Below are 25955 nucleotides of genomic sequence, written 5' to 3'. Positions count from 1 at the left end.
AATACGTGTTTTCGCTTCAAAAAACGAAAATTATAACTAAATAATTGATGAAAGTTCGATTTTTGGATTGAAAAAGCAATAGATGATTGATATGCTATATCTGTAATATACATCTATTAAGCATACAATTTCAAATGATTGAAAGGGTGTTCAACGTGAAAGTTGCGGTTATTATGGGCAGTTCTTCAGATTGGGACATTATGAAGGAAAGCTGCACTATGTTAGAAACATTAGAAATTCCGTACGAAAAGAAAGTTGTATCAGCACATCGTACGCCTCACATGATGGTAGATTTTGCTACTAATGCTAAAGATAATGGCTATGACATTATCATTGCAGGTGCTGGTGGTGCCGCGCACTTACCAGGTATGGTTGCTTCTATGACAACATTACCTGTTATAGGCGTACCAATTGAATCTAAAAGTTTAAAAGGACTTGATTCACTATTATCAATCGTTCAAATGCCAGGCGGTATTCCAGTAGCTACAACAGCAATTGGTAAAGCAGGCGCTAAGAATGCTGGTATTTTAGCAGCAAGAATGGTTGGCATGACAGATGATAAAGTGAGCCAAAACCTTAAAAATTACGAACAGTCGCTCGTAGAGAAAGTAGAGGAGATGCAAAGTGACCTTCAATAAGCTCAACATGGGAGATACGATAGGTATTATTGGAGGTGGACAACTTGGCAAGATGATGGCACAATCCGCTCAAAAGATGGGCTACCGTGTTATTGTGCTTGATCCTGATGCTGAATGTCCGACTCAATATGTATCACACGCGTTTATACACGCGAATTACGATGACGAAAAAGCTTTAAATGAGCTTGGTGAGAGATCAGACGTCATCACATATGAATTTGAAAATATTGATGCGAAACAACTCAAAGCATTAACTGAAAAGTTCAATGTACCTCAAGGGTACGAAGCAATATCATTATTACAAGATCGTCTCACGGAGAAAGAAACCTTAAGTGAAGCAGGCGCTAAGGTCGTACCCTTTGTACAAGTGACGAGTCCAGATGATTTAAATCAAGCAATCCAAACGCTCGGCTTTCCACTCGTGCTTAAGACACGTTTTGGTGGCTACGATGGTAAAGGCCAAATATTAATGCAATCATCTGAACAAATTGAAGAAGCATTAACGCTCATTTCTCAACAAGAATGTGTAGCCGAACAATTCGTTAATTTAGACAAGGAAGTTTCGTTAACCGTGACAATTGGTCACGATAATCAAATTGTATTCTTCCCACTTCAAGAAAACGAACATCAAAACCAAATTTTATTTAAAACGATTGTGCCCGCTCGTACAAACGACATTGAGCAACAAGCGCAACAGGAAGTTCAGAAAATTAGTAATGCGATTCATTTCGTAGGTACATTTACAGTCGAATTTTTCGTTGATCAATCAGGTGAATTATTCGTAAACGAAATTGCACCAAGACCGCATAACTCAGGTCATTATTCGATAGAAGCTTGTGACTTTTCACAATTTGATACACATATCTTAGCTGTCGCAGGTCAAGACTTACCTCAATCTATAACACTTCTAAAACCTGCAGTTATGATGAATTTATTAGGTCGAGACCTGGACTTATTGGAACAGGACTTTTCAAAACACCCAGAATGGCATGTGCATATATATGGTAAAACTGAGCGTAAACAAGATCGCAAGATGGGACATATGACGTTACTTACAGATGATGTAGATCAAACTGAAGCAGAAATGTTACGTACATTTGAAGGGAGAAATCAATAAATGTCTTTAAAATACGAAGGTAAAGCGAAACGCGTCTTCACGACTGATGAGGACCATGTACTTCGTTTAGAGTACAAAGACGAAGTAACAGCAGGCAACGGTGCTAAGAAGGACGATATGGCTGGCAAAGGTACTTTAAACAACCAAATTACGTCTCGAATCTTTGAATATTTAAAGGATAACGGCGTAAAGAGTCACTTCATTAAGCAACTTTCTGAAACGGAACAACTCGTTGAAGAAGTTACGATTATTCCATTGGAAGTTGTCATTCGTAACGTTGCAGCTGGTTCAATTACACGTCGCTTAGGATTTGAGAAGGGCCACCAATTTGAAAAGCCACTCTTAGAGTTCTTTTACAAAAATGATGATTTAAATGATCCATTAATTACAGATGACCACGTGAAGCTCTTACACATCGCGAACGATGACGAAATGAAAGAAATTAAAGATCATGCTTATAAAGTTAACGCAGCTTTAGTTGAACTCATGGATAAGATGAACTTAACGCTAGTGGATTTCAAAATTGAATTTGGTAAGGATGCGAACGGTAATATCGTGCTCGCAGATGAAATTTCTCCTGATACATGTCGTATTTGGGATAAAGCAACGAATGAGAACTTTGATAAAGATGTTTACCGCGAAGACACTGGTTCATTAATTGATACGTACCAAACTTTCTTAAATAAATTGGAGGAAATTTAAAAATGAAAACGATTGAATTACACATTACTTTACAACCACAAGTACTTGATACACAAGGGCAAGCATTAAATAGAGCCGTGCATGATTTAGGTTATAAGCAAGTGAATGATATTCGTGTAGGAAAGGTCCTTTATATGACAGTTGATGAAGCGACAGATGAAAAAGTTGACGAAGTTGTAACTACTTTAAGTGAGAAGTTATTCGCTAACACTGTTATTGAAGAGTACAGTTATAAAGTTTTGGATGAAAAGGAGAATGCATAATGAAATTTGCAGTCCTTGTATTCCCTGGTTCAAACTGCGATAGAGATATGTATAATGCAGCGATTAAATCAGGTGTAGAAGCGGAATATGTAGATTATCGTACATCATCATTAGAAGGCTTTGATGGCGTATTAATTCCTGGTGGCTTTTCATTTGGAGATTACCTACGCTCAGGCGCAATGGCGAGTGTAGCACCAGTTATTAAAGAAGTGAAACGTTTAGCTGAAGAAGGGAAGCCGGTATTAGGTGTTTGTAATGGTTTCCAAATCTTAACTGAAATTGGTTTATTACCAGGTGCATTACTTCATAATGATTCACATTTATTCGTAAGTCGTAATGAACAATTAAAGGTTGTAAATAATGAGACGAAATTTACGAACCTTTATGAAAAGGATGAAACGGTTGTTTATCCTGTAGCGCATGGTGAAGGTCATTATTATTGTACAGATGACATGTATGATGCTTTAGAAGCGAACAATCAAATTATTCTAAAGTATATTGATAATCCGAACGGTTCACATGATGATATCGCTGGTATTGTGAACGAAGCTGGTAATGTATGCGGTATGATGCCACACCCTGAACGTGCTTTAGAAACGTTACTTGGTACGGATAGTGGCGTGAAGTTATTCGAATCAATGGTAAATAGTTGGAGGGAACAACATGTCTAAATTTATAGAACCGAGTGTAGAAGAGATTAAGTCACAAAAGTTATATAAAGATATGGGATTAAAAGACGCTGAATATGACAAAGTTTGTGATATTTTAGGTCGCGAACCAAACTTTACTGAAATTGGTATCTTCTCAGTAATGTGGAGTGAACATTGTTCTTACAAACACTCTAAACCATTCTTAAAACAATTCCCTACATCTGGCGAACATGTATTAATGGGACCTGGTGAAGGTGCAGGTGTTGTTGATATCGGTGATAATCAAGCAGTTGTATTTAAAGTTGAATCACATAACCATCCTTCAGCTATCGAACCATACCAAGGTGCAGCAACAGGTGTCGGCGGTATTATCCGTGACATCGTATCGATTGGTGCACGTCCGATAAACTTACTTAACAGCTTACGTTTCGGTGAGTTAACGAATAATAATAACAAACGTTTATTACGCGGCGTTGTAGCAGGTATCGGCGGTTATGGTAACTGTATCGGTATCCCAACTACAGCTGGTGAAATCGAGTTTGATGAACGTTATGAAGGTAATCCACTTGTTAACGCAATGTGTGTCGGTATTATCGATCATGACATGGTTCAAAAAGGTACAGCGAAAGGTGCAGGTAACTCTGTGATCTATGTAGGTCTTAAAACTGGTCGTGACGGTATTCACGGTGCGACGTTCGCTTCTGAAGAGTTAAGTGAAGAAAGTGAAAGTAAACGTCCATCTGTTCAAATTGGTGACCCATTCGTTGGTAAGAAGTTAATGGAAGCGACGCTTGAAGCAATTACGTATGATGAATTAGTAGGTATTCAAGATATGGGTGCTGCTGGTTTAACATCTTCATCATCTGAAATGGCAGCTAAAGGTGGTAGCGGTATCCACTTACAACTTGAAAAGGTACCAACACGTGAAGCGGGCATTTCGCCTTACGAAATGATGTTATCTGAAACACAAGAACGTATGTTACTCGTTGTTGAAAAGGGTACTGAGCAGAAATTCTTAGACCTATTCGAAAAGCATGAACTTGATACAGCAGTAATCGGTGAAGTTACAGATACAGATCGCTTCGTTTTAACGTATGAAGACGATGTATACGCTGACATTCCTGTAGGTCCTTTAGCTGACGAAGCACCTGAATATATTTTAGAGGGTGAGAAGAAGGAACATGATGCACCTTTAAATGATTATTCAAATGTAGATGTTGATGATGTCTTCAAACGCTTATTAACACATCCAACAATTGCTTCTAAACATTACTTATACGAACAATATGACCAACAAGTTGGTGCGAATACAATCTTGAAGCCAGGTCTTTCTGCTTCTGTCGTACGTGTTGAAGGTACGAATAAAGCAATCGCTTCCACAATTGATGGTGAAGCACGCTATGTTTATAACGACCCTTACGAAGGCGGTAAGATGGTTGTAGCTGAAGCGTATCGTAACCTCATTTCTGTAGGTGCGAAACCATTAGCAATGACTGACTGCTTAAACTACGGTTCACCTGAGAAGAAAGAGATTTACCAACAATTAACAGATTCAACGAAAGGTATGTCAGAAGCTTGTAAGGCACTTGAAACACCTGTAGTTTCTGGTAACGTTTCGCTATACAACGAGACACGTACAACGTCTATCTTCCCAACGCCAGTAGTAGGTATGGTTGGTTTAATCGAAGACGTTTCATTCTTAGAGAACTTCAAGCCTGAGAAAGGTGACAAATTATATCTTGTTGGTGACACTAACGACGATTACGGTGGTAGTCAAATCGAGAAATTACTTTATAAAGACGTGAATCATGAGTTACAACCTGTTGATCTTTCAACTGAAATTAAGCACGGTGAAACGATTCGCGATGCGGTTCGTTCAGGAAAAGCCTCTCACGTACAAACAGTAGGTAAAGGTGGTTTATTAATCACACTTGCACGTATTAGTGCTTACTTCAACATTGGTTTAGATGCGCAATTAGACTTAACAAATGCGCAATTATTCAGTGAAACACAAGGTCGTTACGTAATTGCAGTTAGAGAAAACGAAACATTAGATATCGATGATGCTATTGAAATTGGTACTTTAACAGACCAAGATGCTTTCAATGTAGAAGCAAAAGATGCTTCAGTTCGTTATGCGACTTCAGATATTAAACAAATGTGGGAAGGAGCCATTCAAGCATGCATGACATCCGCGGACTAAATGAAGAATGTGGTGTCTTTGGAATTTGGAATCATCCTCATGCAGCAACATTAACGTATATGGCGTTACACAGCTTACAACATCGTGGCCAAGAAGGTGCTGGAATTGTTTGTTCAAATGGTGAACAACTTTTCGGCGCCCGAGGCATGGGGCTACTTACAGAAGCGATTTCAGATGTACAATTAGAATCTTTACAAGGTTATCAAAATGCGATCGGTCATGTGCGCTATGCGACGACTGGTGCAAGCGAAATTTCTAATGTACAACCATTCCTATTTAAACACTCTAAAGGCGACTTAGGTCTAGCACATAACGGTAACTTAACTAATGCTAAACAAATTAGACGTGCGATTGAGTCACAAGGCGGTATCTTCCAAACGACGAGTGACTCTGAAGTACTCGCACATCTCTTAATTAAAGGTAAATCACCTAGTATTAAAACGAATCAAAAAGCAGCTTTAAACCAAGTTAAAGGTGCGTTCAGTTGCGTTATTTTAAATGATAACCAACTTACTGTGACACGTGATAGTCGCGGGGTACGTCCTTTAATGTTAGGTAAAGTTGACGGTGCGTATTGTGTCGCTAGTGAAACGTGCGCGTTTACTGCGATTGGTGCTGAATATATTCGTGATATTGAACCTGGTGAATTAATTACGTTTAATGATGACGGTGTAGATTTTGACACGTATACGAATGAAATTGATCACCGTATGTGTTCAATGGAATACGTTTACTTTGCAAGACCTGATTCAGAATTTTATAAACACTCCATTTATAATGTGCGTAAAGCGTTAGGTCGTGAACTTGCACGTGAAATGGGTGTCGATGCTGATATTGTAATCGGTGTACCTGATTCATCATTACAAGCAGCGAAAGGATACTCTGAAGAGTCCGGCATACCGAATGAGCAAGGGCTTTTGAAGAATCGATATATTGGACGTACGTTTATCACACCAGACCAATCTGTTCGTGAACGTCAGGTGCGTATGAAGCATTCGCCAATTCGTGACGTGATTGAAGGTAAAAAAGTTGTCGTGATTGATGACTCTATCGTGCGTGGTACGACAAGTAAATATATCGTGAAGGCGTTGAAATCAGCGGGTGCGCGTAAGGTACACATGGGTATTTCATCACCACCTCTGAAGAATCCTTGTTATTACGGTATCGACGTTTCGACGCATGCTGAACTTATGGCAGCGCAATATGAAGTTAAAGATATTGAAAAAATGATTGGTGCAGATTCGTTAACGTATTTATCTGTCGAAGGTATGCATAAAGTGTTTGAAGCATTCGACTCTAAGGGTGAATGTAATGCATGCTTTACGGGTAACTATCCAATTGAAATTGTGGATCATCAATTACCTGAAGCAAAAGAGCTTAAAAGAAGAGGAGTGTAACACGACATGGCAGAATCTTATAAAAAAGCCGGTGTAGATATTCATGCTGGTTATGAAGCAGTTGAACGTATGTCTAGTCACGTGGAACGTACGATGCGTAAAGAAGTACTTGGTGGATTAGGTGGCTTTGGTGCGACATTTGATTTATCTCAATTAAACCTTAAAGAACCTGTGCTTGTATCAGGTACTGATGGTGTTGGTACGAAATTAAAACTTGCGATTGACCACGATAAACATGACACAATCGGTATTGATGCGGTTGCTATGTGTGTGAATGACATCCTAACAACTGGTGCTGAACCTCTATATTTCCTAGACTACATTGCAACGAACAAAGTTGTACCTGAGATTGTTGAACAAATCGTTAAAGGTGTAAGTGATGGTTGTGAGGAAACGAATACTGCTTTAATCGGCGGTGAAACGGCTGAAATGGGAGAAATGTACCATGAAGGTGAATATGATATTGCAGGTTTCGCCGTGGGTGCTATTGAAAAGTCTGAGTATATCGACGGTACTAAAGTGAAACCAGGTGATGCGATTATTGGTCTTGAATCAGATGGTATTCACTCTAATGGTTACAGCTTAGTGCGTAAGCTTGTTGAACAATCTAAGGTCGATGTTAACGATACGTTCGTTGATGATAAATCTTACTTAGACGTGTTATTACAACCGACACGTTTATACGTTAAACCAATTCTTAAGCTTAAAGAAAGTGTTGCGATCCATGCGATGACGCATATTACTGGCGGTGGCTTCTATGAAAATATTCCGCGTGCGTTACCTGAAGGTTTAGGTGCGAAAGTAGATGTATCTACATTTGAGACGCCTGAAATCTTTAATTGGCTTCAACAGGTTGGCGATATTGATACGGATGAGATGTATAACATCTTTAATATGGGTATCGGCTTTACGGTAATTGTTGATGCTAAAGACGTTGATAAAACGATAGGGCTTTTAAATGAGGAAAATGTGAATGCGTATCATATTGGTGAAGTTGTAGAGAGCGAGACGCCAATTGAGTTAACGGGGGTTAAAGCGTGATTAAAGTAGCTATCTTCGCTTCAGGTTCAGGCAGTAACTTTGAAAACATCATGGCGCGTGTGAATGACGGTACGTTATCCAATATTGAAGTGACTTCGTTAGTTGTCGATAAGAAGGATGCGTATGCGATTGAGCGCGCACGAAAGTTTGATGTCCCTATACATGTTGTATTACCGAAATCATTTGAATCTAAGGAAGCTTATGAAGCTGAAATTCTTTCTTATTTAAAAGAAGAAGGTGTTGAGTGGGTTGTACTAGCAGGCTACATGCGCTTAATTGGCACAACGCTACTTGATGCGTATGAAGGGCGTATGCTGAATATTCATCCTTCATTATTACCGAAACACAAAGGGAAAGACGCGATTGGACAAGCGTTAGAAAGCGGCGACACTAAGAGCGGTTCGACTGTACATTATGTAGATAGTGGTATGGACACGGGAGAAATCATTGAACAAATGTCATGTGAGATTGAAGATGGCGAAACGAAGGCATCTTTAGAATCTAAAATTAAAGCTATCGAATACGAACTTTATCCAAAAGTCATCAAATCCATTATTCAATAAGGAGTCTTTATTCATGAAAAATGCTATTTTAAGTGTATCTGATAAAACTGGAATTGTAGAATTTGCTAAAGAATTAGTAGCGTTAGGTTACCAATTATATTCAACTGGCGGTACGAAAAAGGCGTTAGAAGACGGTAATGTGGACGTGAAGTCAGTTTCTGATTTAACGCAATTTGAAGAGATTATGGATGGCCGCGTTAAAACGTTACACCCTGGTGTACATGGTGGTATCTTAGCTGACCGTGATAAGTCAGCGCATTTAGATCAGTTAAAGGAACAAAATATTGAACTGATCGATATGGTTATCGTTAACTTGTATCCTTTTAAAGAAACGGTTAAAAATCCTGATGTAACTGAAATGGATGCGATTGAGAACATCGATATCGGTGGTCCTACAATGTTACGTGCTGCGGCGAAGAACTTTAAGCATGTGACGACGATTGTAGACCCAGCGGATTACGATACAGTGATTGAAAAAATTAAATCAGATGCGTTAGATGAAGCATTCCGTAAATCATTAATGATTAAAGTATTTAAGCATACGAATGATTATGATAATGCGATTGTTGAATTCTTTAATGATAGTAAAGAAACGTTACGCTATGGTGAGAATCCACAACAGCAAGCTGAATTTATTCGTACGACTGATGCGAAGAATACCATTGCGGGTGCGAAACAACTTCATGGTAAACAGTTAAGCTTCAACAATATTAAAGATGCGGACGCTGCTTTATCGCTTGTTAAGAAGTTTGAACAACCTTCAAGTGTTGCTGTGAAGCATATGAATCCTTGTGGCGTAGGTGTTGGTGAAACAATTAATGAAGCATATCAACATGCGTATGAAGCGGATTCTCAATCAATTTTCGGTGGAATTGTTGCGTTAAACCGCCCAGTTAATAAAGCCCTTGCTGAAGAACTATACAGTATCTTCTTAGAAGTTGTCATTGCGCCTGAGTTTGAAGCGGACGCAATTGATGTGTTAACGCAGAAGAAAAATATTCGCTTACTTGAAGTCGATATGGCGCAAGATACGGATGAAACTGAGTTTGTTTCTGTATCAGGTGGTTACTTAGTTCAAGATAAGGACAACTTTGATGTACCACGTGAAGAGATGAAAGTTGTTACGGATGCAGAACCAACTGAAGCGCAATGGGATGCGTTATTACTTGGTTGGAAAGTCGTAAGTGCTGTGAAGAGTAATGCGATTGTCTTAAGTAATGACAAGCAAACAGTAGGTGTTGGTGCAGGTCAAATGAACCGTGTAGGCTCTGCTGAAATCGCGATTGCGCGTGCAATTGAAATGAACGATAACGTGATTTTAGCTTCGGATGGCTTTTTCCCAATGGATGATACAGTTGAAACTGCCGCTAAAGCAGGCGTTAAGGCGATCATTCAACCAGGTGGTTCAATTAAGGACCAAGATTCAATCGACATGGCGAATAAACATGGTATCGCTATGGTTACGACTGGCATGAGACATTTCAAACATTAATATTGGAGGTATAAGAACATGAAAGTACTCGTTATTGGTGCAGGTGGTCGTGAGCACGCACTTAGTTATAAATTGAACGACTCAGAACTTGTAGATACTGTTTACGCGATTCCAGGTTCTGAAGCGATGAACAACGTTGCAACAAGTATTTCTGATATTAAAGAAGATGATCATGAGGGTATTTTAAACTTCGTAAAAGACCATGAAGTAGAATGGGTCGTTATTGGACCTGAACAACCTTTAACTGAAGGGTTAGCGGACACGTTACGTGAAGCAGGCATTAAGGTGTTTGGTCCGAATAAAGCTGCAGCGCAAATTGAAGGTTCGAAGTCATTTGCGAAACGTATTATGGAGAAGTACGATATTCCGACTGCAGATTATAAGGAAATCGATAATAAGGCTGATGCAATGGCTTATGTGCGTGATTGCGATGTACCTGTTGTGCTTAAGAAAGATGGTTTAGCTGCAGGTAAAGGTGTTATTATTGCGAATACGCGCGATGAGGCAGTTGAAGCGGTTGAAGCGATGTATCAAGAACGTGAAGACAGCAAAGTAGTGTTCGAGGCCTTTTTAGAAGGAGAAGAATTCTCTTTAATGACGTTTGTAAACGGTGATTATGCGGTTCCGTTTAGTTGTATCGCGCAAGATCACAAGTGTGCGTTTGATAATGACGAAGGTCCGAATACTGGTGGCATGGGTGCTTACTGCCCGGTTCCTCACATTAAAGACGAGGTGCTTCGCGAAACGAATGATAAGATTGCGCAACCTATCGCAAAAGCCATGCAAGCTGAAGGTTATGACTACTTTGGTTTATTATACATCGGTGCGATACTGACTGCTGAAGGTCCGAAAGTGATTGAGTTCAACGCGCGTTTCGGTGACCCTGAAGCACAAGTGTTGTTAAAGCGCATGGACAGTGATCTGATGCAACACATTTTAGACTTAGAAGCTAAAGCGCCGATTGATATGGAATGGAAAGATGCTTCTGTAGTAGGTGTGATGCTTGCTTCTAAAGGTTATCCTGGCGCTTATGAAAAAGGCGTTAAAGTGAGTGGTTTCGAAGATAATTCAGATTTCTTCGTAAGCGGGCTTAAGAAAGACGGCGACGACTATGTAACATCAGGCGGCCGCGTTATCTTAGCGCTTGGTGAAGGTTCTGATATTAAAGAAGCTAAAGCAAAAGCCTATGACAATGTAGAGAAGATTAAGAGCGACGGCTTATTCTATCGTAAAGATATTAGTGATAAAGCTTTAAGAAACGGATAAGTTGTGTTTTTGAGATAGAGTGTTTGGTGTAAGTTTGTGTCGAGATTTAGGTTATGGCGAGGTTCAGTTTGAGTCGAGGTTCAGTTTGTGGCTGAACGTGATGATCGATATATAGGTTAGGTGAGTCCTACGGGTATTGTGCTCGTAGGACTTTTTGAGTTGTTAGAGGATAGGTGGTGTTGGGTGGATTAAGGGGAAGGGGTGTTAGCAAAAATGGTGATTCAGGAATAATGGTGGTGTTCGATAGAGCATTTGTGTGTTTAGTGAAATAGGGATTAAAAGCGGTAGAGGAGGTATACATATGTGGTTGAAGTGTAGGTAGTTGATTTGTTGCAGCCAAGTGAGGTCGCGACATGGCTCTTACGATGGATTAGTAGCCAAGTGGAGACGTGACATGGCTGTTAAATAGGAATAAGAGCCAAGTGGATGTACGACATGGCTCTTATAGTGAATTAGTAGCCAAGTGAGGTCGCAACATGGCTCTAAAAGCGGATTAGTAGCCAAGTGGAGATGTGACATGGCTCTTATAATGAATTAGTAGCCAAGTGGAGATATGACATGGCTGTTATAAAGGATTAGTAGCCAAGTGGAGATATGACATGGCTGTTATAAAGGATTAGTAGCCAAGTGGAGATGTGACATGGATCTTATAATGGATTAGTAGCCAAGTGGAGATATGACATGGCTGTTATAAAGGATTAGTAGCCAAATGGATGTACGACAAGGCTCTAGCGGATAAGTAGCCAAGTGGAAGTACGACATGGCTCTAGCGGATAAGTAGCCAAGTGAGGTCGCGACATGGCTTTAATTAATTATTTTTATATAAGTCTTGTAATATAAGTTAGTAAATATGTGATTCAACTTGTAGTTTTGCGAAAAGTCGCTAAGCGAGCCGTTGCCAACTAGTGAGGGAGTGACAAGTTGCTAAGCGAGCCGTTGCCAACTAGTGAGGAAGCGACAAGTTGTTAAGAGAGCCGTTGCCAACTAGTGAAGAAACCACAAGTTGCTAAGAGCGGTGTTAACAACTAGTCATAAATCAACAAGTAGGTAAAAGTGAACGAATTACTTTGAGTGTTAATCTAAGTATTGCCGAATAGCGTCGGAATGGGCAACCGAAACCGACGCAAAAACCGGATAGCGTCGGAATGGTAAATCGAAACCGACGTTAAATCCAAATAGCGTCGGAATGGGCAACCGAAACCGATGCTAAATCGAAATAGCGTCGGAATGAGCAACTGAAACCGACGCTAAATTCAAATAACGTCGGAATGGTCGACTGAAACCGACTTTAAATCCAAATAACGTCGGAATGGTCGACCGAAACCGACGCAAAAGCCTAATAACGTCGGAATGAGCAATCGAAACCGACGCTACCACTATAGCCAACCCAACTAACCCTTCAGCACCACAATTTAACCCAGTCTCGGAACATAATAAAACACGGATACACACCTAAATGTGTACCCGTGTTTTTCTAATTTATCGAACGTCCATAATACCCGTAATAGGGAACATATGAGCTAGAACGAATGCTAAGCTTACGATTAAAATAAGCATAATAACAAATAATACGTCGCGATAGCTTAACGGCGCATGATAGTAATAAGTACGCGGACCGTCTTTAAATCCTTTTTTCTCCATCGCGACGGACAGTCGATGGGCTTTTCGAATATTTTGACTCAACAAAGGAATAACTAAATGTTTCAAATAATTCAAGCCTTTGTAATTCGAACGACTAATGATTTGGTAACGCATCTTCAAGGCATTACGGAGTTGACCGAGCGATTCAATCATTAGCGGAACCATACGAATCGCGGCCATAAACGCATAAGCGAACTTCGGCTTCAGCTTTAAATTCTGCATGAGACTGTAGAAGACCATGACGATTTGCGATGTAAAGGCGATAACCACGCCGTAGAAAGTCATTGTCATCGTACGTAATGATAAATGTAAGCCTCTGAATAAACTTTCGGTCGTAATATGAATGATTCCGAACTTAAATAACGTATGAGACCCTTCACCATAGAAGATCATAAATAATGACGAAATTAAACTAAATATCACGCCGATACTCGTGACCAATAGCACGACCTTCAACTTAGAACCATTAAAGATCATCAAATAGATAAACATCACTAGCGCGAGGTAGAGCATTACGTCGAAGTTATGCACGAATATAATGAAGAAAAAGAGGATAATACCAATCAATAATTTCGTAACGATATTTACATGATCAACGAAAGTTTCATAACGTTTCCACATCTCAACCATTGATATCACCTACTTCTTCAACCAATTTTCCATCCTGAATCTCAAATCGTCTCGTCGGATAACGATCAATAATATGCGGGTCATGCGTAATCATCATAATCGTTTGGCCATTTTCAACGCGAGACTGGAATAAATCAATCAGTTGAAATGTATTATGACTATCAAGTCCGAACGTTGGTTCATCCAGCAAGATAATATCCGCATTCGTACTTAAAGCAGTAGCCACACTTAAACGTCGCTTTTGACCCATTGAAAGTTCGAAAGGGTGTTGTGATTCAACATGTTGTAAACGTAGTAATTGGATCATTTCCTTGGTTTTTTCATGGGCTTTTTCAGGATTTTGATATTGAAAGTTAATATAAATCTCCTTATAAACACTATTTTGAATAAATTGCAGTTCAGGATTCTGATAAACGAGATAGATATTTTTCGCCGCATCACGCACTTTACGCAGCGTTTTACCGTGGTAAGTCATCTTCCCTTTATACGGAATCAATTGCATCATCGACTCAAACAATGTCGTCTTACCCGAACCATTAGGGCCAGTTAATGTAATCCAATCACCAAGTCCGATCTGTAAATCGTCAACTTGGTACAAAGCCTTTTTGCCTCGTTTTACCGCTCCTTTTTGAAAATGAAAATAAGTATCTTGACGCGAAAGTGCATTTAAACGTGGTTCTGGCGCATTAGCCCATGCTTTAGGGTGCCACACCCCATATTCACTTAATAAAGCCTCATGATTCTGAATAATATTCATTGGCGTATCATCTTTTATGATTTCACCATTTTCATTCATCAAAATAACTCGGTCTACGTGTTGCCAAATGTGTTCAACCTTATGTTCAACAATTAACACGGTTTTATCGTGCCATAACTCTATAATTTGAGACCAAAGTTGTTCAGTTGCATTGATATCTAACATTGCAGTTGGTTCATCAAAGAACCATGTATTCGCATTCTGTAAAAGGGCGCCAACAATCGCAAGCTTTTGTTTCATACCACCACTTAGTTGGTTGATATTCGTCTTTTCGTCGACATCTAAGTTAACAGATTGTAGCGCTTCTTGAATACGTGGTTTCATTTCAGCTTTGGGTACGCGCTGATTTTCCAAAATAAAAGCCAATTCCTCATACACTTTAGGCATACAGAATTGACTATCTGGATCTTGAAATATTACTGCACTATCTTTATCTTGAATCAATTCATCATACTTCAAAGGAAGTTCAATTAATTCAGGCACAATGCCACTTAATAGATTAAGTAAAGTACTTTTACCTGATCCCGAAGGACCAAGCAAAAGTACTTTCTCTTTATCTTTAATTTCAACATTAAGGCCATCAAATATTTTGTAAGAACCACTAGGGTATTTTAATCTTAAATTTGATGCTTTTAGCATAATGCATTCTCCTTAAAGTGAGTCGTAATCTTTTTGTGAAGCAGGGCGGAATAGTTTCGTAACGCCAGTTTCATCAAGTAACTTAACAAGTAACCATGATAATAAACCAGCAACTAAAGCACCACTAATTAAACGGAAACCGATTAATAAAATCCAGTTCCATGATTTAACTTCCGCAAGGTAACCATAGAAGAAATCAACCGGTAAATTTATGAGTGCAGCTGCAACACCAGCTAAGATAGAAACCATAACTGTGCGTGAGCTATATTTGAATAACGCGAATACGATTTCACTCGCTAAACCTTGTAAAAAGGCAACGACTAATGTCGCGATATCAAATTTACCCATTACAATTGTTTCACCTGCACCAGCTGCGAATTCCGCTAGTAAAGCGATACCAGGCTTTGGAATAATGAGATAAGCAACAACGGCAGCCATAAACCATACACCATAAGTTAACTCTTCAATATGTAGCCCAGTTACTTTGCTCACTTCGTATACCATCCACCAAAGATTGTAAATAATAGCAAATATTACAGCGATGATAATCGTAACTAGAATATCAGAAAGCTTTAATCCCTTTTTCATAATTTCCCTCCTATAATAAAAAACGCACACCTTAACTAATTGATAACAATTAAAAGGCATGCTTAGACATAGGTATGTAAGCACACTTTCCTACGCTAGTATCAACTAGATCAGGTTCAAAGGGTTTGAGGACAAGCCTCATCTCAGTTTACACACCCCTAGTGCGTTAATTATGTGATTAATGTAAATGTAATCCGAAAACCAAGTATTGTCAATACTTAATGGCACATAAAACTCTAAATTATAAATAATATGAATGATGCTTTCAAATAATTTAAATTCAATATAAAAAATTCCAGTTTCCTAAAAGTTAGAAACTGGAATCACTTACTTATTCAAATGTATCTTGAATGTCGCCTTCAGTTTTATCGTCGCCTGAAGCGTTCTCTTTATCTTGCTTTAATTCTTCTTCTTTTTCTTTAGCTTTTTCTGCATCTTTCTTAATATCTTTTTCAGACATAATATGCACCTCTTTTATAGTGGGTTATGGGTATATATTTACCGATTTAATTAATGTATAAACATGTTTCATACTTCAGACCGAATTTGTGAATAATTAAAGACAATTGATAAACGTTCATATATAATAACTGTGAGGTGAATAGTATGTCTTTTTTGAAAAAGCATGCCGAAGTAATCTTTAGTTATATCACTGGTGCTTTAGCCATATTATTTAGTCTTATAATTTTTGTTAATGTACCACTTATTCATAAATTAAAAAAAGATCAAAAAGTTGAAATGGACATTGATAATTTATGGGACTTCATTATGGCATTCTTTAGTGAAGTAATTAAAGTATTAAGTCGATTTATAGGTGGATTTCCTATAGTAAGTGGCATTATTATATTATTATTTGGTATCTTACTCGTATTTATTGCGAGAACATTATCTAAAACTACACGTTATGATTATGATATATCTATCTTTTATCTCGTTTTAGGGATTATCTTTTTCTTATTAACAATTATCTTAATGACGCAAGTTTATAGTTTCTTTGCGATTATATTTATTATTCCATTTGTTGTACATATTGGTTATATTGCGTATAAAGATGAGCTCAACCCGAACCATCGAAAGGAACACTACCTTTGGATTATCTTTTCATATGGGATTAGTTATTTCATCACGCAACTTGCTTTATATGCTCGAATCGATGGAAAGGAAATCGCGCCGATTGATGTGTTGAGTATTAATTCGTTCTTCGTCATCTTATGGTTACTTGGCCAAATGGCGATTTGGAACTTCTTATTCCTAAGACGTGCGTTACCCGTGACTGAATCAGAGTTACGAGGTGATGGTTACAACCGCTCTGAAAAGAGAAGCTTTACGACGCAAACTAAAGCGCAAATTAAAGACCTACAACACCGTACGACTGAATTCACGCGTAATACTCGACGCAGTATTGATATTGAAAAGATACGTGCTAAGCGAGATCAATTCGTTCAAAAATGGAATGATATTGTACAACTTGAAGAAGACGATATTCCGAACTGGATGCGTAAACCGAAATGGTTAAAAGCTGCTTACGTTCAAGTATTTTGTGGCTTAATTCTATTATTCTTTACACTAATAGAACTGAATAACCGTAATGGTTTATTTATGTCAGGTGAGTGGAAGTTATCTCAAACACAATACGTTTATGAATGGGTAAGTTTATTTATTCTTTTAATTATTATCGTAATTTATATCATTACAACATTCACAAATTACTTAAAAGATAAATATACGACAATTCAACTCTTTATGATTAGTGTCTTATTCTTTAAGCTCGTAACAGAGTTCTTTGTGATTTTATTCCATGGTTTATTATTATCTATATTCATTACACCGATACTTGTATTAATGTTAATTCCAGTTATTATCACATTTATTATACAGTTGAAAGATAAAAAACAATTATAAATGATTGCCACAACAATCAATAACAATCCACCAATTATGAGGGACAGGTAAGTTGAAGTCATTAGCTTCAAACCTGTCTCTTTTTTAGTTCTACGTCAAATTCGGTTGGTAATACCGTAGACGAATGATTTGTTTTTCGCTATGCCTTGCTTACTTAGCTTGTTGGATTGCTCAAGCAATCCTCTGTGCAAGGGACCTTCCTGTGGCGTCGCTTTGAGCTAAAGCTTCGCTTGGATCTCCCTTCCTCACAGTGCCACGGGAGTCTTCAAGCAATCATTCTTTAAACCAATGCAATTTGAATTTAAAATAAATATGATTGCTAAAGATACAATTTGATTCCCTAACAGCTGACTCCTAAGGGAGCAGCGTGAGTCTGGAGACTACAGGCTCCAGCCACGCCCTAGGAAAGCATGCTGTTTAGGGAATCAACATAATGTTAACAATTTTATTTGAGCAGGACCTTTTTAATTTCAAAAGACGTTGAACAAGAATCTTGTTAGAATAGAAGTATTGTAACTAAACGAAAGGTTGGTATTCATGAAAACTGCCATTTTAAATAGAGGAAAAGAAACAAAGTATTTGAATCAATACCCATTAATCGATAAAGCAGATATTTTTAAACATGATCAATTGAAAGATGGCGACTTATTTAAACTTTTAACGGACTCAAACCAATATATTGCGACGTGTTATGTTGGCGAGGAACATAAGGGATTAGGTTATGTATTGTCGTACGATGAAGACGAGCCTATCAATCAAGTCTTTTTCGAGAAACGACTTCGAGAAGCCATCGAAGAACGCGATTACTTTTACCAAAAGGAAGGCACAAACGCATTTAGATTGTTCAACAGTGAAGGTGACGGTATTGGTGGCTTAACGATTGATAATTACGACGGTCACTTACTCCTAACTTGGTATTCAAAGGGCGTTTATAAACTGCGTTATCAAATCTTGAAAGCGATTGATGAAGTGCTATCTTATAAATCCATTTATGAAAAAACACGCTTTAAGGATGAGGCGATTCAAAGTGGATACGTTAAAGGTGAAGCGCCAGAGTTTCCAATCGTCATCGAGGAAAACTTTACGTATTATAACGTTCACCTAAACGATGGACCAATGACAGGTATCTTCTTAGATCAAAAAGAAGTCCGTAAAAAGTTACGTGATCAATATTCGGAGAATCGTCACGTATTAAACTTATTTAGTTATACAGGTGCCTTCTCAGTTATTGCAGCTGAAAACGCAGCTTCAACAACAAGTGTGGATTTAGCAAATCGTTCGCGCGCTTTAACCGAAGAAAATTTTGGCCTGAATGCGATAGATCCTAAATCACAATATATTTATGTTATGGATACGTTCGATTTCTATAACTACGCGGCGCGTCATCAACATGTTTATGACACGATCGTCATTGACCCACCAAGTTTTGCGCGTAATAAAAAGAAAACATTCTCAGTGCTTAAAGATTATCCAGCACTTATAGAAGGTGCGTTACCGATTTTAAACGAAGGTGGCACGATGTTGCTATGTACGAACTCTAGTGCTTTTCCATTGAAGCAATTCAAAAAAATGATTAAAGGTACGCTAGATGAATTAGAAATTGACTATCAACTTGATGAGGTAATGGGGCTACCACGTGACTTTAAGACAAATCCGCATTACAAACCATCGAAGTATCTTAAAGCTATCTTCGTGACGCTCTTACATTAAAATCACTAAAACGGGTAAATGTAAGAAAAAATAACGAATATTAAGTAAAGGGGTTATACACATATGTTTAACTTAAAAAATGAAATTACAGATAAAATTGGTAGCGATTTATTAGATATTGAAGAAATTCACGAGAAAGAAATTCTGCCAAGTAACGACCAAGAATTACAAGAAAGAAGAAAACGTGCTAAAGATTTAGTGAATAAAAAAGCAATGCTTTCTTCAGGTGCGACAGTGATTCCAATTCCAGGATTAGACTTTGGTGTTGATATGAAGTTAATGAAAGATATCGTAGAAGACGTGAACAAAATTTACGGTGTTGACCATAAGCACGTTAACTCATTCTCTGATGATGTTAAAGAGCGTATTATGTCAGCTGCAGCGATTCAAGGTAGCCAAGTGATTGGTAAACGTGTATCTGGTGCATTAATTAATTTATTAGTGAAAGACGTTGCTAAACGTACGGCTGTTAAGCAAACACGTTGGTTCCCAATTATCGGTCAAACGATTTCAGCAGGTGTAAGTTACTACTTCATGATGAAACTTGGTAACGACCATATTGAAAAATGTGAGAAAGTAACAAAATCTTTAATGTAAATTAAGAAAATCGACATAAATTCTATGTTATTATGTTGTGTTAACTATAAAACAAATTGAATTTAGAGGTAGATTTTGGTAGAGTTTAGTTATAAATATAAGCTGATATCATCATAATTTCAGTCATTTTAAAAGTGAAGGAGAAAGAACATTATGGAACAAAAATCATATACGATTATCGACGAAACAGGTATTCATGCACGTCCAGCTACAATGCTTGTTCAAACAGCATCTAAATTCGATTCAGACATCCAATTAGAATACAACGAAAAGAAAGTAAACCTTAAATCAATTATGGGTGTTATGAGCTTAGGTGTAGGTAAAGATGCAGATATCACAATTTACGCAGATGGAAGCGATGAGCAAGAAGCAATTGAAGCAATCACTGAAATTTTATCTAAAGAAGGACTTACTGCGTAATGTCTAAAAAGATTTCAGGTATCGCTGCTTCGGAAGGAATTGCGATTGCAAAAGCCTATTTACTTGTAGAACCGGATTTATCTTTCGAAGATAAAGAAGTATTAGATGCTGAATCAGAAATTAAACATTTTCATAATGCTTTAGAACAATCTAAAGTAGAACTAACTAAAATTCGAGATCACGCCGAAGTGAAACTAGGCCGTGACAAAGCACAAATTTTTGATGCACATTTACTTGTATTAGAAGATCCTGAATTAATCCAACCTATTGAAGCTAAGATTAAAGATGAATCTAAATGTGCGATGACTGCTTTAAATGAAATTTCTACGCAGTTTATTCAAATATTTGAATCCATGGACAATGCTTATATGCAAGAACGTGCAGCGGATATTAGAGACGTGTCAAAACGTATACTTGGTCACTTACTTGGTATTTCATTACCAAATCCAAGTATGATTAATGAAGAATCTATTATTATTGCACATGATTTAACACCTTCAGATACAGCACAATTAAACAAAGATTTTGTGTATGGATTTGTTACGAACATCGGTGGCAGAACGTCACATTCAGCAATTATGAGTCGTTCATTAGAAATACCTGCAGTTGTAGGTACGAAATCAATCGTTTCTGAAGTTCAAAACGGCGACATGATTATCATCGATGGTTTAAACGGTGACGTTATTATTAATCCTAGTGATGACGAACTTAAGCACTATCAATCACTACAAGCGGCGCACCTTGAAGAAAAAGCTGCACTTCGTGAACTTAAAGACCAAGATACGAAGTCTAAAGATGGCGTTAAAGTGGAGTTAGCCGCAAACATTGGTACACCTAATGACTTAGAAGGTGTGAAACACAATGGCGCTGAAGGTATTGGTCTATATCGTACAGAATTCTTATATATGGATAACGATACGTTACCAAGTGAGGACGTACAATTTGAAGCGTATAAGAAAGTACTTGAAGAGATGGACGGTAAGCCTGTAGTCGTGAGAACGTTAGATATCGGTGGCGACAAATCTCTACCATATCTCGATTTAGAAGAGGAAATGAATCCTTTCTTAGGTTACCGTGCGATTCGACTATGTTTAGATCAACCAGAAATCTTCAAACCGCAATTACGTGCGCTACTTCGTGCATCAGTTTACGGCAACCTTAAAATTATGTTCCCAATGGTTGCAACTGTACAAGAATTCAGAGACGCGAAAGCGATGTTACTTGCTGAGAAAGAAGATTTAATTCAATCAGGTTACGAGGTTTCAGATGATATTGAACTCGGTATCATGGTTGAGATTCCAGCTACTGCAGCATTAGCTGACGTATTTGCGAAAGAGGTTGACTTCTTTAGTATTGGTACGAACGATCTCATTCAGTACACAATGGCTGCAGATAGAATGTCTGAATCTGTTTCATACCTATACCAACCATACAATCCTTCAATTCTGCGTTTAATCAAACAAGTGATTGACGCGTCTCATCAAGAAGGTAAATGGACGGGTATGTGTGGTGAAATGGCAGGCGATGAAACTGCGATTCCATTATTACTTGGCTTAGGCTTAGATGAGTTCTCTATGAGTGCTTCATCTATTTTGAAAGCTCGAAACTTAATTCAACAGTTAAATCAATCTGATATGAAATCACTTGTTGAAAAGGCCTTAAACGTCGCTACGATGGAAGAGGTCCAATCACTTGTAGCATCATATACGAAGCAATAATTGCATATAATAATTAAGACTCAAAAGAAGCGATGTATAGCATCTACGCCTTTTGAGTCTTTTTAGTGTTTAAATTTGCTTCGTGTATCTAAATGGCTTTTCAAGAAGTAGGGGAAGTCAAATCTTGAAGAAGTAGGGCATGCTACTTCGCATTTACAACTGCTTCTAAGCGTTCCATATCGACTTGATACATAGGTTCCCCGTCAATTAAAATAAATGGTGTTTGAAACGCATCGTATTCGAGAAGTTCGTTACAATATGTCGTTTCCTTGATGTTTCTTTCTGTAAAAGCCACATCGTTATCCTTTAAGTAATTCTTAACAAACGTACATGGTGGACATGAATCCTGTGTATAAATAATAATTTCGCTCATCTTAACCATCCTTTAAAAGTTATCACTTTAAGTATCATATATATTTTAAATCCATATTTCAACAACTTGTATTTATGGTTTGCTTTTATTAATTTCATCGCTTATATTATTAATGATATTATTTGTACAAGACATCGCTTATTTGGATGCACATACATTCAAACGCAATCTAGTTATTCGTGGAGGCTAATTATGGAAAAAGAATATGTAGTGATTGGATTAGGACGTTTCGGTGGCAGTATCGTTCGCGAATTAAACGCGCTAGATATGGACGTTATGGCCATTGATAGTAGTGAGGCGCGTGTAAATGAGTATAGTGATATTGCGACGCACGCTGTAGTAGCTGATACGACAGATGAAGCGGTTATGAAGAGTCTTGGTATTCGTAACTTTGATCACGTTATTGTAGCAATCGGTGAAAATATTCAAGCAAGTACGCTTACAACATTGATTCTTAAAGAACTTGGTGTGAAGAAAGTTACAGCTAAAGCTCAGAACGATTACCATGCTAAAATTTTAAATAAAATTGGTGCAGATACGGTTGTTCACCCAGAACGTGATATGGGTCGTCGTATCGCACATAATGTTGCTAGTGCCAGTGTGCTTGATTACCTTGAACTTGCCGATGAGCATTCTATTGTAGAGATTAAGGCAACTGAAGAAATGGCTGGTAAATCGATTATTGAACTTGATATTCGTGCACAATTTGGTATTAGTATCATCGCGGTTAAGCGTGGTAAAGATATCATTGTAGCGCCTGACCCTGAAATTAATATTGAACTTGCCGATATTCTAATAATGATTGGTCATGATAATGACTTAAACCGTTTTGAAAAGAAAATCGTGCGACCATCTGAACGATAAATATAGAGAAGCTAGGACTAAACTATGAAGTAAGCTATCGTGCTTAATTTCATTCAAGTGTCCTAGTTTTTTTATGCAAAAAAGAGCCTAGGACATAAGTAGTGAAATAGAGCACTTAAGCTTTATTTCATACAATTCTCAAAACAGCTGACTCCTAGGGGAGTAGCATGAGATCGGAGACTATAGGCTCCGGCTATGCCCCAGGAAAGCATGCTGTTTAAGGGAATTGTATGATTATGTCCTAGACCCTTATATTATTTATCTTCATTAACTTTCATAATAACAGGTAAAATCATAGGTTTACGTGCAGTTTGTTCATATAGATATGGTTGTAATGTCTCAATAATTGAAGACTTAATTTGATGCCACTGAATGTTATCGTTTTGGTTTAATTTTGAAATAACTTCAGTTTTAATACGTTTTTGAGCATCAAAAATCAGTTGACCAGATTCTCTCATATAAACGAAACCACGTGAAATAAAATCTGGACCTGAAAGTAAGCGATTAGTATTAAAGTCAATGCTTACTACAACAATCACTAAACCTTCTTCAGATAATAACTTACGGTCACGAATAACAACATTACCAATGTCACCGATACCGCTACCATCTACAAGAACATTACCTGATGGAATACGTCCTGCTACGCGAGCTGAATCTTTGGTAAGCGCTAGAACGTCACCGATATCTAAGATGTATACGTTATCTTCGTCTACGCCACAATCCACACCCGTTTGGCCATGGGCTTTTAACATACGATACTCACCATGGATAGGGAAGAAGAATTTCGGTCTAATCAGACGTAACATTAACTGTTGATCGCCTTGTGAACCGTGACCTGATGTATGGATATTAGAAATTTTACTATGGATAACGTCAGCACCAGCACGATATAGAGCGTTAATTGTCTTATTAATACTCTTCGTATTACCAGGGATAGGTGATGAACTGAATACAACCGTATCTTCTGGAATGATCTTAATTTGCTTATGCGTACCATTTGCGATACGTGATAAAGCAGCCATAGGTTCACCTTGAGAACCTGTACATAAAATTAATAATTCGTGTTTCGGAATGCTATTAATTTTATTTGCTTCAACGAACGTTTCAGGTGGCGCTTTAATATAGCCTAAGTCAATACCAATCTTAATGTTGTTCTCCATTGAACGTCCGAAAGTTACAATTTTACGGTTATTTTTAACCGCTGCTTCTACAGCTTGTTGAACACGGTAAATGTTAGAAGCGAACGTCGCAAAGATAATACGTCCTTTACATTTACGGAAGATTTTATCTACGTTCTGACCAACTTCGCGTTCACTTAATGTAAAGTCTGGTACAAGTGAGTTTGTTGAGTCTGATAATAGACATAACACGCCTTCATCACCAAGTTGAGCCATCTTAGACATATTCGCAGGCGCACCAACTGGTGTAAAGTCGAATTTAAAGTCACCTGTATGAACGATTTTACCTTCAGGTGTATCAACAACAACACCATATGCCTCTGGAATACTGTGCGTTGTTAAATAGAATGAAATTTCAAAGTGCTTAGACTTGATAACAGTCTCTTCATCAATTTCATTTAATTCTGTCGTACGTAATAAATGATGTTCTTCTAATTTATTACGAATTAAACCAAGTGCTAATGGACCACTATATATAGGAACATTTATCTTTTTAAGTAGGTAGGGTACACCGCCTATATGGTCTTCGTGTCCATGTGTAATAAATAAACCAACAATCTTATCTTGGTTTTGCTCTAGATACGTGTAATCAGGGATAACGTAGTCGATACCAAGTAAAGCATCATCCGGGAATTTAATACCAGCATCAATGATGACGATTTCATCTTTGTATTCGACTGCATACGTATTTTTCCCAACTTCACCAAGTCCGCCTAAAGCATAGACGCCGACTTCATTTTGTTGTATTTGTTTCATTACTGTTGATTCTCCACTTTAAAGTGATCAGACTTTTTCTCATATTCTAAATGTGCACCCTCAAGTTTTGTGATAAATTCAATGTTATAATTTCTATCTTTTAAATAACGTCTAACTTGTTCTTCTGTTTCACCTTCAACATAAATTGATTGTGTATTTTCACGAACGACAACTTCGTCTCTATTATGTTGATAAAATACTTTAAATACTGCCATCTATATTGTTCCTCCTAATTTGGGTTTATCTCTATCAAAAAAGCCCTAAAATACATAGTAAATTTTGAAAACGAACGTATACATATCATTTCTCAATAAGTATTACTATATACTAGGGTATTAACTATATTTTGATTCCCGTTCATTTTTGAAAAAGCCTTCTATACTTAACTATACTTTTTCATTTGTTTTTATTTTACATTAACTAGAAAAATAAATAAAGCAGTTTAACCCACATGATTGAATTTTAAAGCTTGTCTTTTAAAAGGGAAGAAGTGGTATTTTGCAAGAATATGATAAAATATAACTAGTCTACGTATAAATTATTCAGGGTTGGAGTGATTAGTATGCCAAATGTTAAACGTATTGTCGGTGAAATTAAGAAGGAGCAAGCGAGAGAGGATCGCATTTTTAAAAGTCTTGAACTTAATTATCGCAAGAATGAAGTGATTATGTTCTTTAAGTATGATGAAGCGACGCAAAGTGATCGAAGTCATCATTATATTAGACATGATCATGATCCTGAATTTATTGATTTCGAAGATATAGACCTTATAATTGAAGAAATTAAAGCGATGCATATACCTTATGACATTCGACGAGATGAATTTATGTAATGAATAATGCCATTG

General features: G+C 37.6%; 25 protein-coding genes and 1 riboswitch. Of the genes, 18 read left to right on the top strand and 7 right to left on the bottom strand.

What is annotated here, in order from left to right; all coding sequences use genetic code 11:
• Positions 1-155 precede the first annotated feature (155 nt).
• Genes purE through purD form a run of 11 tightly spaced genes read left to right on the top strand, consistent with a single transcriptional unit; the run spans position 156 to position 11332 of the window.
• Positions 156-638, top strand: a complete 483-nt coding sequence (gene purE, locus ACF3N8_RS10505; protein ID WP_009383680.1) for a 5-(carboxyamino)imidazole ribonucleotide mutase — start codon at positions 156-158, stop codon at positions 636-638.
• Positions 625-1755: a 5-(carboxyamino)imidazole ribonucleotide synthase gene (purK, locus tag ACF3N8_RS10500; protein WP_009383679.1), complete on the top strand. Its 1131-nt coding sequence runs from the start codon at positions 625-627 to the stop codon at positions 1753-1755. Before purE ends, purK begins: the two co-directional genes overlap by 14 nt.
• Positions 1756-2457, top strand: a complete 702-nt coding sequence (gene purC / locus ACF3N8_RS10495; protein WP_009383678.1) for a phosphoribosylaminoimidazolesuccinocarboxamide synthase — start codon at positions 1756-1758, stop codon at positions 2455-2457.
• 2 nt (positions 2458-2459) lie between these two features.
• Entirely contained in the window at positions 2460-2720 is a 261-nt protein-coding gene (purS, locus tag ACF3N8_RS10490) for a phosphoribosylformylglycinamidine synthase subunit PurS (RefSeq protein ID WP_009383677.1), read from the top strand.
• Positions 2720-3391, top strand: a complete 672-nt coding sequence (gene purQ / locus ACF3N8_RS10485) for a phosphoribosylformylglycinamidine synthase subunit PurQ (RefSeq protein WP_009383676.1) — start codon at positions 2720-2722, stop codon at positions 3389-3391. The genes purS and purQ overlap by 1 nt, the downstream gene beginning before the upstream one ends.
• On the top strand, positions 3384-5573 hold the full coding sequence (gene purL, locus ACF3N8_RS10480) for a phosphoribosylformylglycinamidine synthase subunit PurL (protein ID WP_009383674.1): 2190 nt from the start codon (positions 3384-3386) through the stop codon (positions 5571-5573). Before purQ ends, purL begins: the two co-directional genes overlap by 8 nt.
• On the top strand, positions 5552-6970 hold the full coding sequence (gene purF / locus ACF3N8_RS10475) for an amidophosphoribosyltransferase (protein WP_009383673.1): 1419 nt from the start codon (positions 5552-5554) through the stop codon (positions 6968-6970). Before purL ends, purF begins: the two co-directional genes overlap by 22 nt.
• A 6-nt stretch (positions 6971-6976) precedes the next feature.
• Positions 6977-8011, top strand: coding sequence for a phosphoribosylformylglycinamidine cyclo-ligase (purM, locus tag ACF3N8_RS10470; protein ID WP_392449929.1), 1035 nt, complete (start codon positions 6977-6979; stop codon positions 8009-8011).
• Entirely contained in the window at positions 8008-8574 is a 567-nt protein-coding gene (gene purN, locus ACF3N8_RS10465) for a phosphoribosylglycinamide formyltransferase (RefSeq protein ID WP_009383671.1), read from the top strand. Before purM ends, purN begins: the two co-directional genes overlap by 4 nt.
• A gap of 13 nt (positions 8575-8587) precedes the next feature.
• Positions 8588-10066, top strand: a complete 1479-nt coding sequence (gene purH, locus ACF3N8_RS10460; protein ID WP_392449927.1) for a bifunctional phosphoribosylaminoimidazolecarboxamide formyltransferase/IMP cyclohydrolase — start codon at positions 8588-8590, stop codon at positions 10064-10066.
• A gap of 18 nt (positions 10067-10084) precedes the next feature.
• Entirely contained in the window at positions 10085-11332 is a 1248-nt protein-coding gene (gene purD, locus ACF3N8_RS10455) for a phosphoribosylamine--glycine ligase (RefSeq protein ID WP_392449925.1), read from the top strand.
• Positions 11333-12811: 1479 nt separating this feature from the next.
• Here the strand turns inward: purD and ACF3N8_RS10450 are convergent.
• From ACF3N8_RS10450 to graF, 4 genes are all read right to left on the bottom strand, one after another.
• The gene (locus ACF3N8_RS10450; protein WP_017176608.1) at positions 12812-13603 is read right to left on the bottom strand and encodes an energy-coupling factor transporter transmembrane protein EcfT; all 792 of its coding nucleotides are present in this window, start codon (positions 13601-13603) and stop codon (positions 12812-12814) included.
• Positions 13596-14999, bottom strand: coding sequence for an ABC transporter ATP-binding protein (locus ACF3N8_RS10445; protein WP_009383667.1), 1404 nt, complete (start codon positions 14997-14999; stop codon positions 13596-13598). Before ACF3N8_RS10445 ends, ACF3N8_RS10450 begins: the two co-directional genes overlap by 8 nt.
• Positions 15000-15011: 12 nt before the next feature.
• On the bottom strand, positions 15012-15587 hold the full coding sequence (locus ACF3N8_RS10440) for an ECF transporter S component (protein ID WP_238093671.1): 576 nt from the start codon (positions 15585-15587) through the stop codon (positions 15012-15014).
• A gap of 70 nt (positions 15588-15657) precedes the next feature.
• Positions 15658-15757: riboswitch (TPP riboswitch) on the bottom strand.
• A gap of 161 nt (positions 15758-15918) precedes the next feature.
• Positions 15919-16047: a glycopeptide resistance-associated protein GraF gene (graF, locus tag ACF3N8_RS10435; RefSeq protein WP_017176605.1), complete on the bottom strand. Its 129-nt coding sequence runs from the start codon at positions 16045-16047 to the stop codon at positions 15919-15921.
• Between the two features lie 146 nt (positions 16048-16193).
• Between graF and auxA the strand changes: the two genes are divergently transcribed.
• From auxA to ptsP, 5 genes are all read left to right on the top strand, one after another.
• Entirely contained in the window at positions 16194-17489 is a 1296-nt protein-coding gene (gene auxA / locus ACF3N8_RS10430) for a lipoteichoic acid stability factor AuxA (RefSeq protein ID WP_392449922.1), read from the top strand.
• A 537-nt stretch (positions 17490-18026) separates the two neighbouring features.
• Positions 18027-19199, top strand: coding sequence for a class I SAM-dependent rRNA methyltransferase (locus tag ACF3N8_RS10425; protein ID WP_392449921.1), 1173 nt, complete (start codon positions 18027-18029; stop codon positions 19197-19199).
• A 63-nt stretch (positions 19200-19262) separates the two neighbouring features.
• On the top strand, positions 19263-19796 hold the full coding sequence (locus ACF3N8_RS10420) for a DUF697 domain-containing protein (RefSeq protein WP_392449919.1): 534 nt from the start codon (positions 19263-19265) through the stop codon (positions 19794-19796).
• A gap of 153 nt (positions 19797-19949) precedes the next feature.
• Positions 19950-20216 carry a phosphocarrier protein HPr gene (locus tag ACF3N8_RS10415; protein ID WP_009383660.1) on the top strand — a complete coding sequence of 89 codons (267 nt, stop codon included), beginning with the start codon at positions 19950-19952 and terminating at the stop codon, positions 20214-20216.
• Positions 20216-21934 (top strand): phosphoenolpyruvate--protein phosphotransferase, encoded by a 1719-nt coding sequence (gene ptsP / locus ACF3N8_RS10410; RefSeq protein WP_009383659.1) that lies wholly within the window; start codon positions 20216-20218, stop codon positions 21932-21934. Before ACF3N8_RS10415 ends, ptsP begins: the two co-directional genes overlap by 1 nt.
• 142 nt (positions 21935-22076) lie before the next feature.
• Here ptsP and ACF3N8_RS10405 read toward each other — a convergent pair whose 3' ends face one another.
• Positions 22077-22307, bottom strand: coding sequence for a glutaredoxin family protein (locus ACF3N8_RS10405; RefSeq protein WP_009383658.1), 231 nt, complete (start codon positions 22305-22307; stop codon positions 22077-22079).
• Between the two features lie 192 nt (positions 22308-22499).
• Here ACF3N8_RS10405 and ACF3N8_RS10400 point away from each other — a divergent pair, with 192 nt between their 5' ends.
• Entirely contained in the window at positions 22500-23171 is a 672-nt protein-coding gene (locus tag ACF3N8_RS10400; RefSeq protein ID WP_238102128.1) for a TrkA family potassium uptake protein, read from the top strand.
• Between the two features lie 254 nt (positions 23172-23425).
• On the opposite strand, the gene rnjA is transcribed toward ACF3N8_RS10400, so the two are convergent.
• On the bottom strand, positions 23426-25108 hold the full coding sequence (rnjA, locus tag ACF3N8_RS10395) for a ribonuclease J1 (protein WP_392449916.1): 1683 nt from the start codon (positions 25106-25108) through the stop codon (positions 23426-23428).
• Entirely contained in the window at positions 25108-25323 is a 216-nt protein-coding gene (locus tag ACF3N8_RS10390) for a DNA-dependent RNA polymerase subunit epsilon (RefSeq protein ID WP_009383655.1), read from the bottom strand. The genes rnjA and ACF3N8_RS10390 overlap by 1 nt, the downstream gene beginning before the upstream one ends.
• Positions 25324-25670: 347 nt before the next feature.
• Between ACF3N8_RS10390 and ACF3N8_RS10385 the strand changes: the two genes are divergently transcribed.
• On the top strand, positions 25671-25940 hold the full coding sequence (locus ACF3N8_RS10385; protein WP_009383654.1) for a hypothetical protein: 270 nt from the start codon (positions 25671-25673) through the stop codon (positions 25938-25940).
• Positions 25941-25955 lie beyond the last annotated feature (15 nt).

It is taken from the genome of Staphylococcus massiliensis (assembly GCF_043186315.1).
Classification (GTDB): Bacteria; Bacillota; Bacilli; order Staphylococcales; family Staphylococcaceae; genus Staphylococcus; species Staphylococcus massiliensis.
The sequence above is the reverse complement of the archived record's forward strand: the minus strand, read 5'-3'. Positions and strand labels throughout refer to the sequence as shown.

Bases quoted from the DNA above. Each gene is read 5' to 3' on its own strand.
- purC (WP_009383678.1), top strand. From the start codon at position 1,756: ATGTCTTTAAAATACGAAGGTAAAGCGAAACGCGTCTTCACGACTGAT.
- purS (WP_009383677.1), top strand. From the start codon at position 2,460: ATGAAAACGATTGAATTACACATTACTTTACAACCACAAGTACTTGAT.
- purQ (WP_009383676.1), top strand. From the start codon at position 2,720: ATGAAATTTGCAGTCCTTGTATTCCCTGGTTCAAACTGCGATAGAGAT.
- purL (WP_009383674.1), top strand. From the start codon at position 3,384: ATGTCTAAATTTATAGAACCGAGTGTAGAAGAGATTAAGTCACAAAAG.
- purF (WP_009383673.1), top strand. From the start codon at position 5,552: ATGCATGACATCCGCGGACTAAATGAAGAATGTGGTGTCTTTGGAATT.
- purM (WP_392449929.1), top strand. From the start codon at position 6,977: ATGGCAGAATCTTATAAAAAAGCCGGTGTAGATATTCATGCTGGTTAT.
- purH (WP_392449927.1), top strand. From the start codon at position 8,588: ATGAAAAATGCTATTTTAAGTGTATCTGATAAAACTGGAATTGTAGAA.
- purD (WP_392449925.1), top strand. From the start codon at position 10,085: ATGAAAGTACTCGTTATTGGTGCAGGTGGTCGTGAGCACGCACTTAGT.
- ACF3N8_RS10450 (WP_017176608.1), bottom strand. From the start codon at position 13,603: ATGGTTGAGATGTGGAAACGTTATGAAACTTTCGTTGATCATGTAAAT.
- ACF3N8_RS10445 (WP_009383667.1), bottom strand. From the start codon at position 14,999: ATGCTAAAAGCATCAAATTTAAGATTAAAATACCCTAGTGGTTCTTAC.
- ACF3N8_RS10440 (WP_238093671.1), bottom strand. From the start codon at position 15,587: ATGAAAAAGGGATTAAAGCTTTCTGATATTCTAGTTACGATTATCATC.
- graF (WP_017176605.1), bottom strand. From the start codon at position 16,047: ATGTCTGAAAAAGATATTAAGAAAGATGCAGAAAAAGCTAAAGAAAAA.
- auxA (WP_392449922.1), top strand. From the start codon at position 16,194: ATGTCTTTTTTGAAAAAGCATGCCGAAGTAATCTTTAGTTATATCACT.
- ACF3N8_RS10425 (WP_392449921.1), top strand. From the start codon at position 18,027: ATGAAAACTGCCATTTTAAATAGAGGAAAAGAAACAAAGTATTTGAAT.
- ACF3N8_RS10420 (WP_392449919.1), top strand. From the start codon at position 19,263: ATGTTTAACTTAAAAAATGAAATTACAGATAAAATTGGTAGCGATTTA.
- ACF3N8_RS10415 (WP_009383660.1), top strand. From the start codon at position 19,950: ATGGAACAAAAATCATATACGATTATCGACGAAACAGGTATTCATGCA.
- ptsP (WP_009383659.1), top strand. From the start codon at position 20,216: ATGTCTAAAAAGATTTCAGGTATCGCTGCTTCGGAAGGAATTGCGATT.
- ACF3N8_RS10405 (WP_009383658.1), bottom strand. From the start codon at position 22,307: ATGAGCGAAATTATTATTTATACACAGGATTCATGTCCACCATGTACG.
- ACF3N8_RS10400 (WP_238102128.1), top strand. From the start codon at position 22,500: ATGGAAAAAGAATATGTAGTGATTGGATTAGGACGTTTCGGTGGCAGT.
- rnjA (WP_392449916.1), bottom strand. From the start codon at position 25,108: ATGAAACAAATACAACAAAATGAAGTCGGCGTCTATGCTTTAGGCGGA.
- ACF3N8_RS10390 (WP_009383655.1), bottom strand. From the start codon at position 25,323: ATGGCAGTATTTAAAGTATTTTATCAACATAATAGAGACGAAGTTGTC.
- ACF3N8_RS10385 (WP_009383654.1), top strand. From the start codon at position 25,671: ATGCCAAATGTTAAACGTATTGTCGGTGAAATTAAGAAGGAGCAAGCG.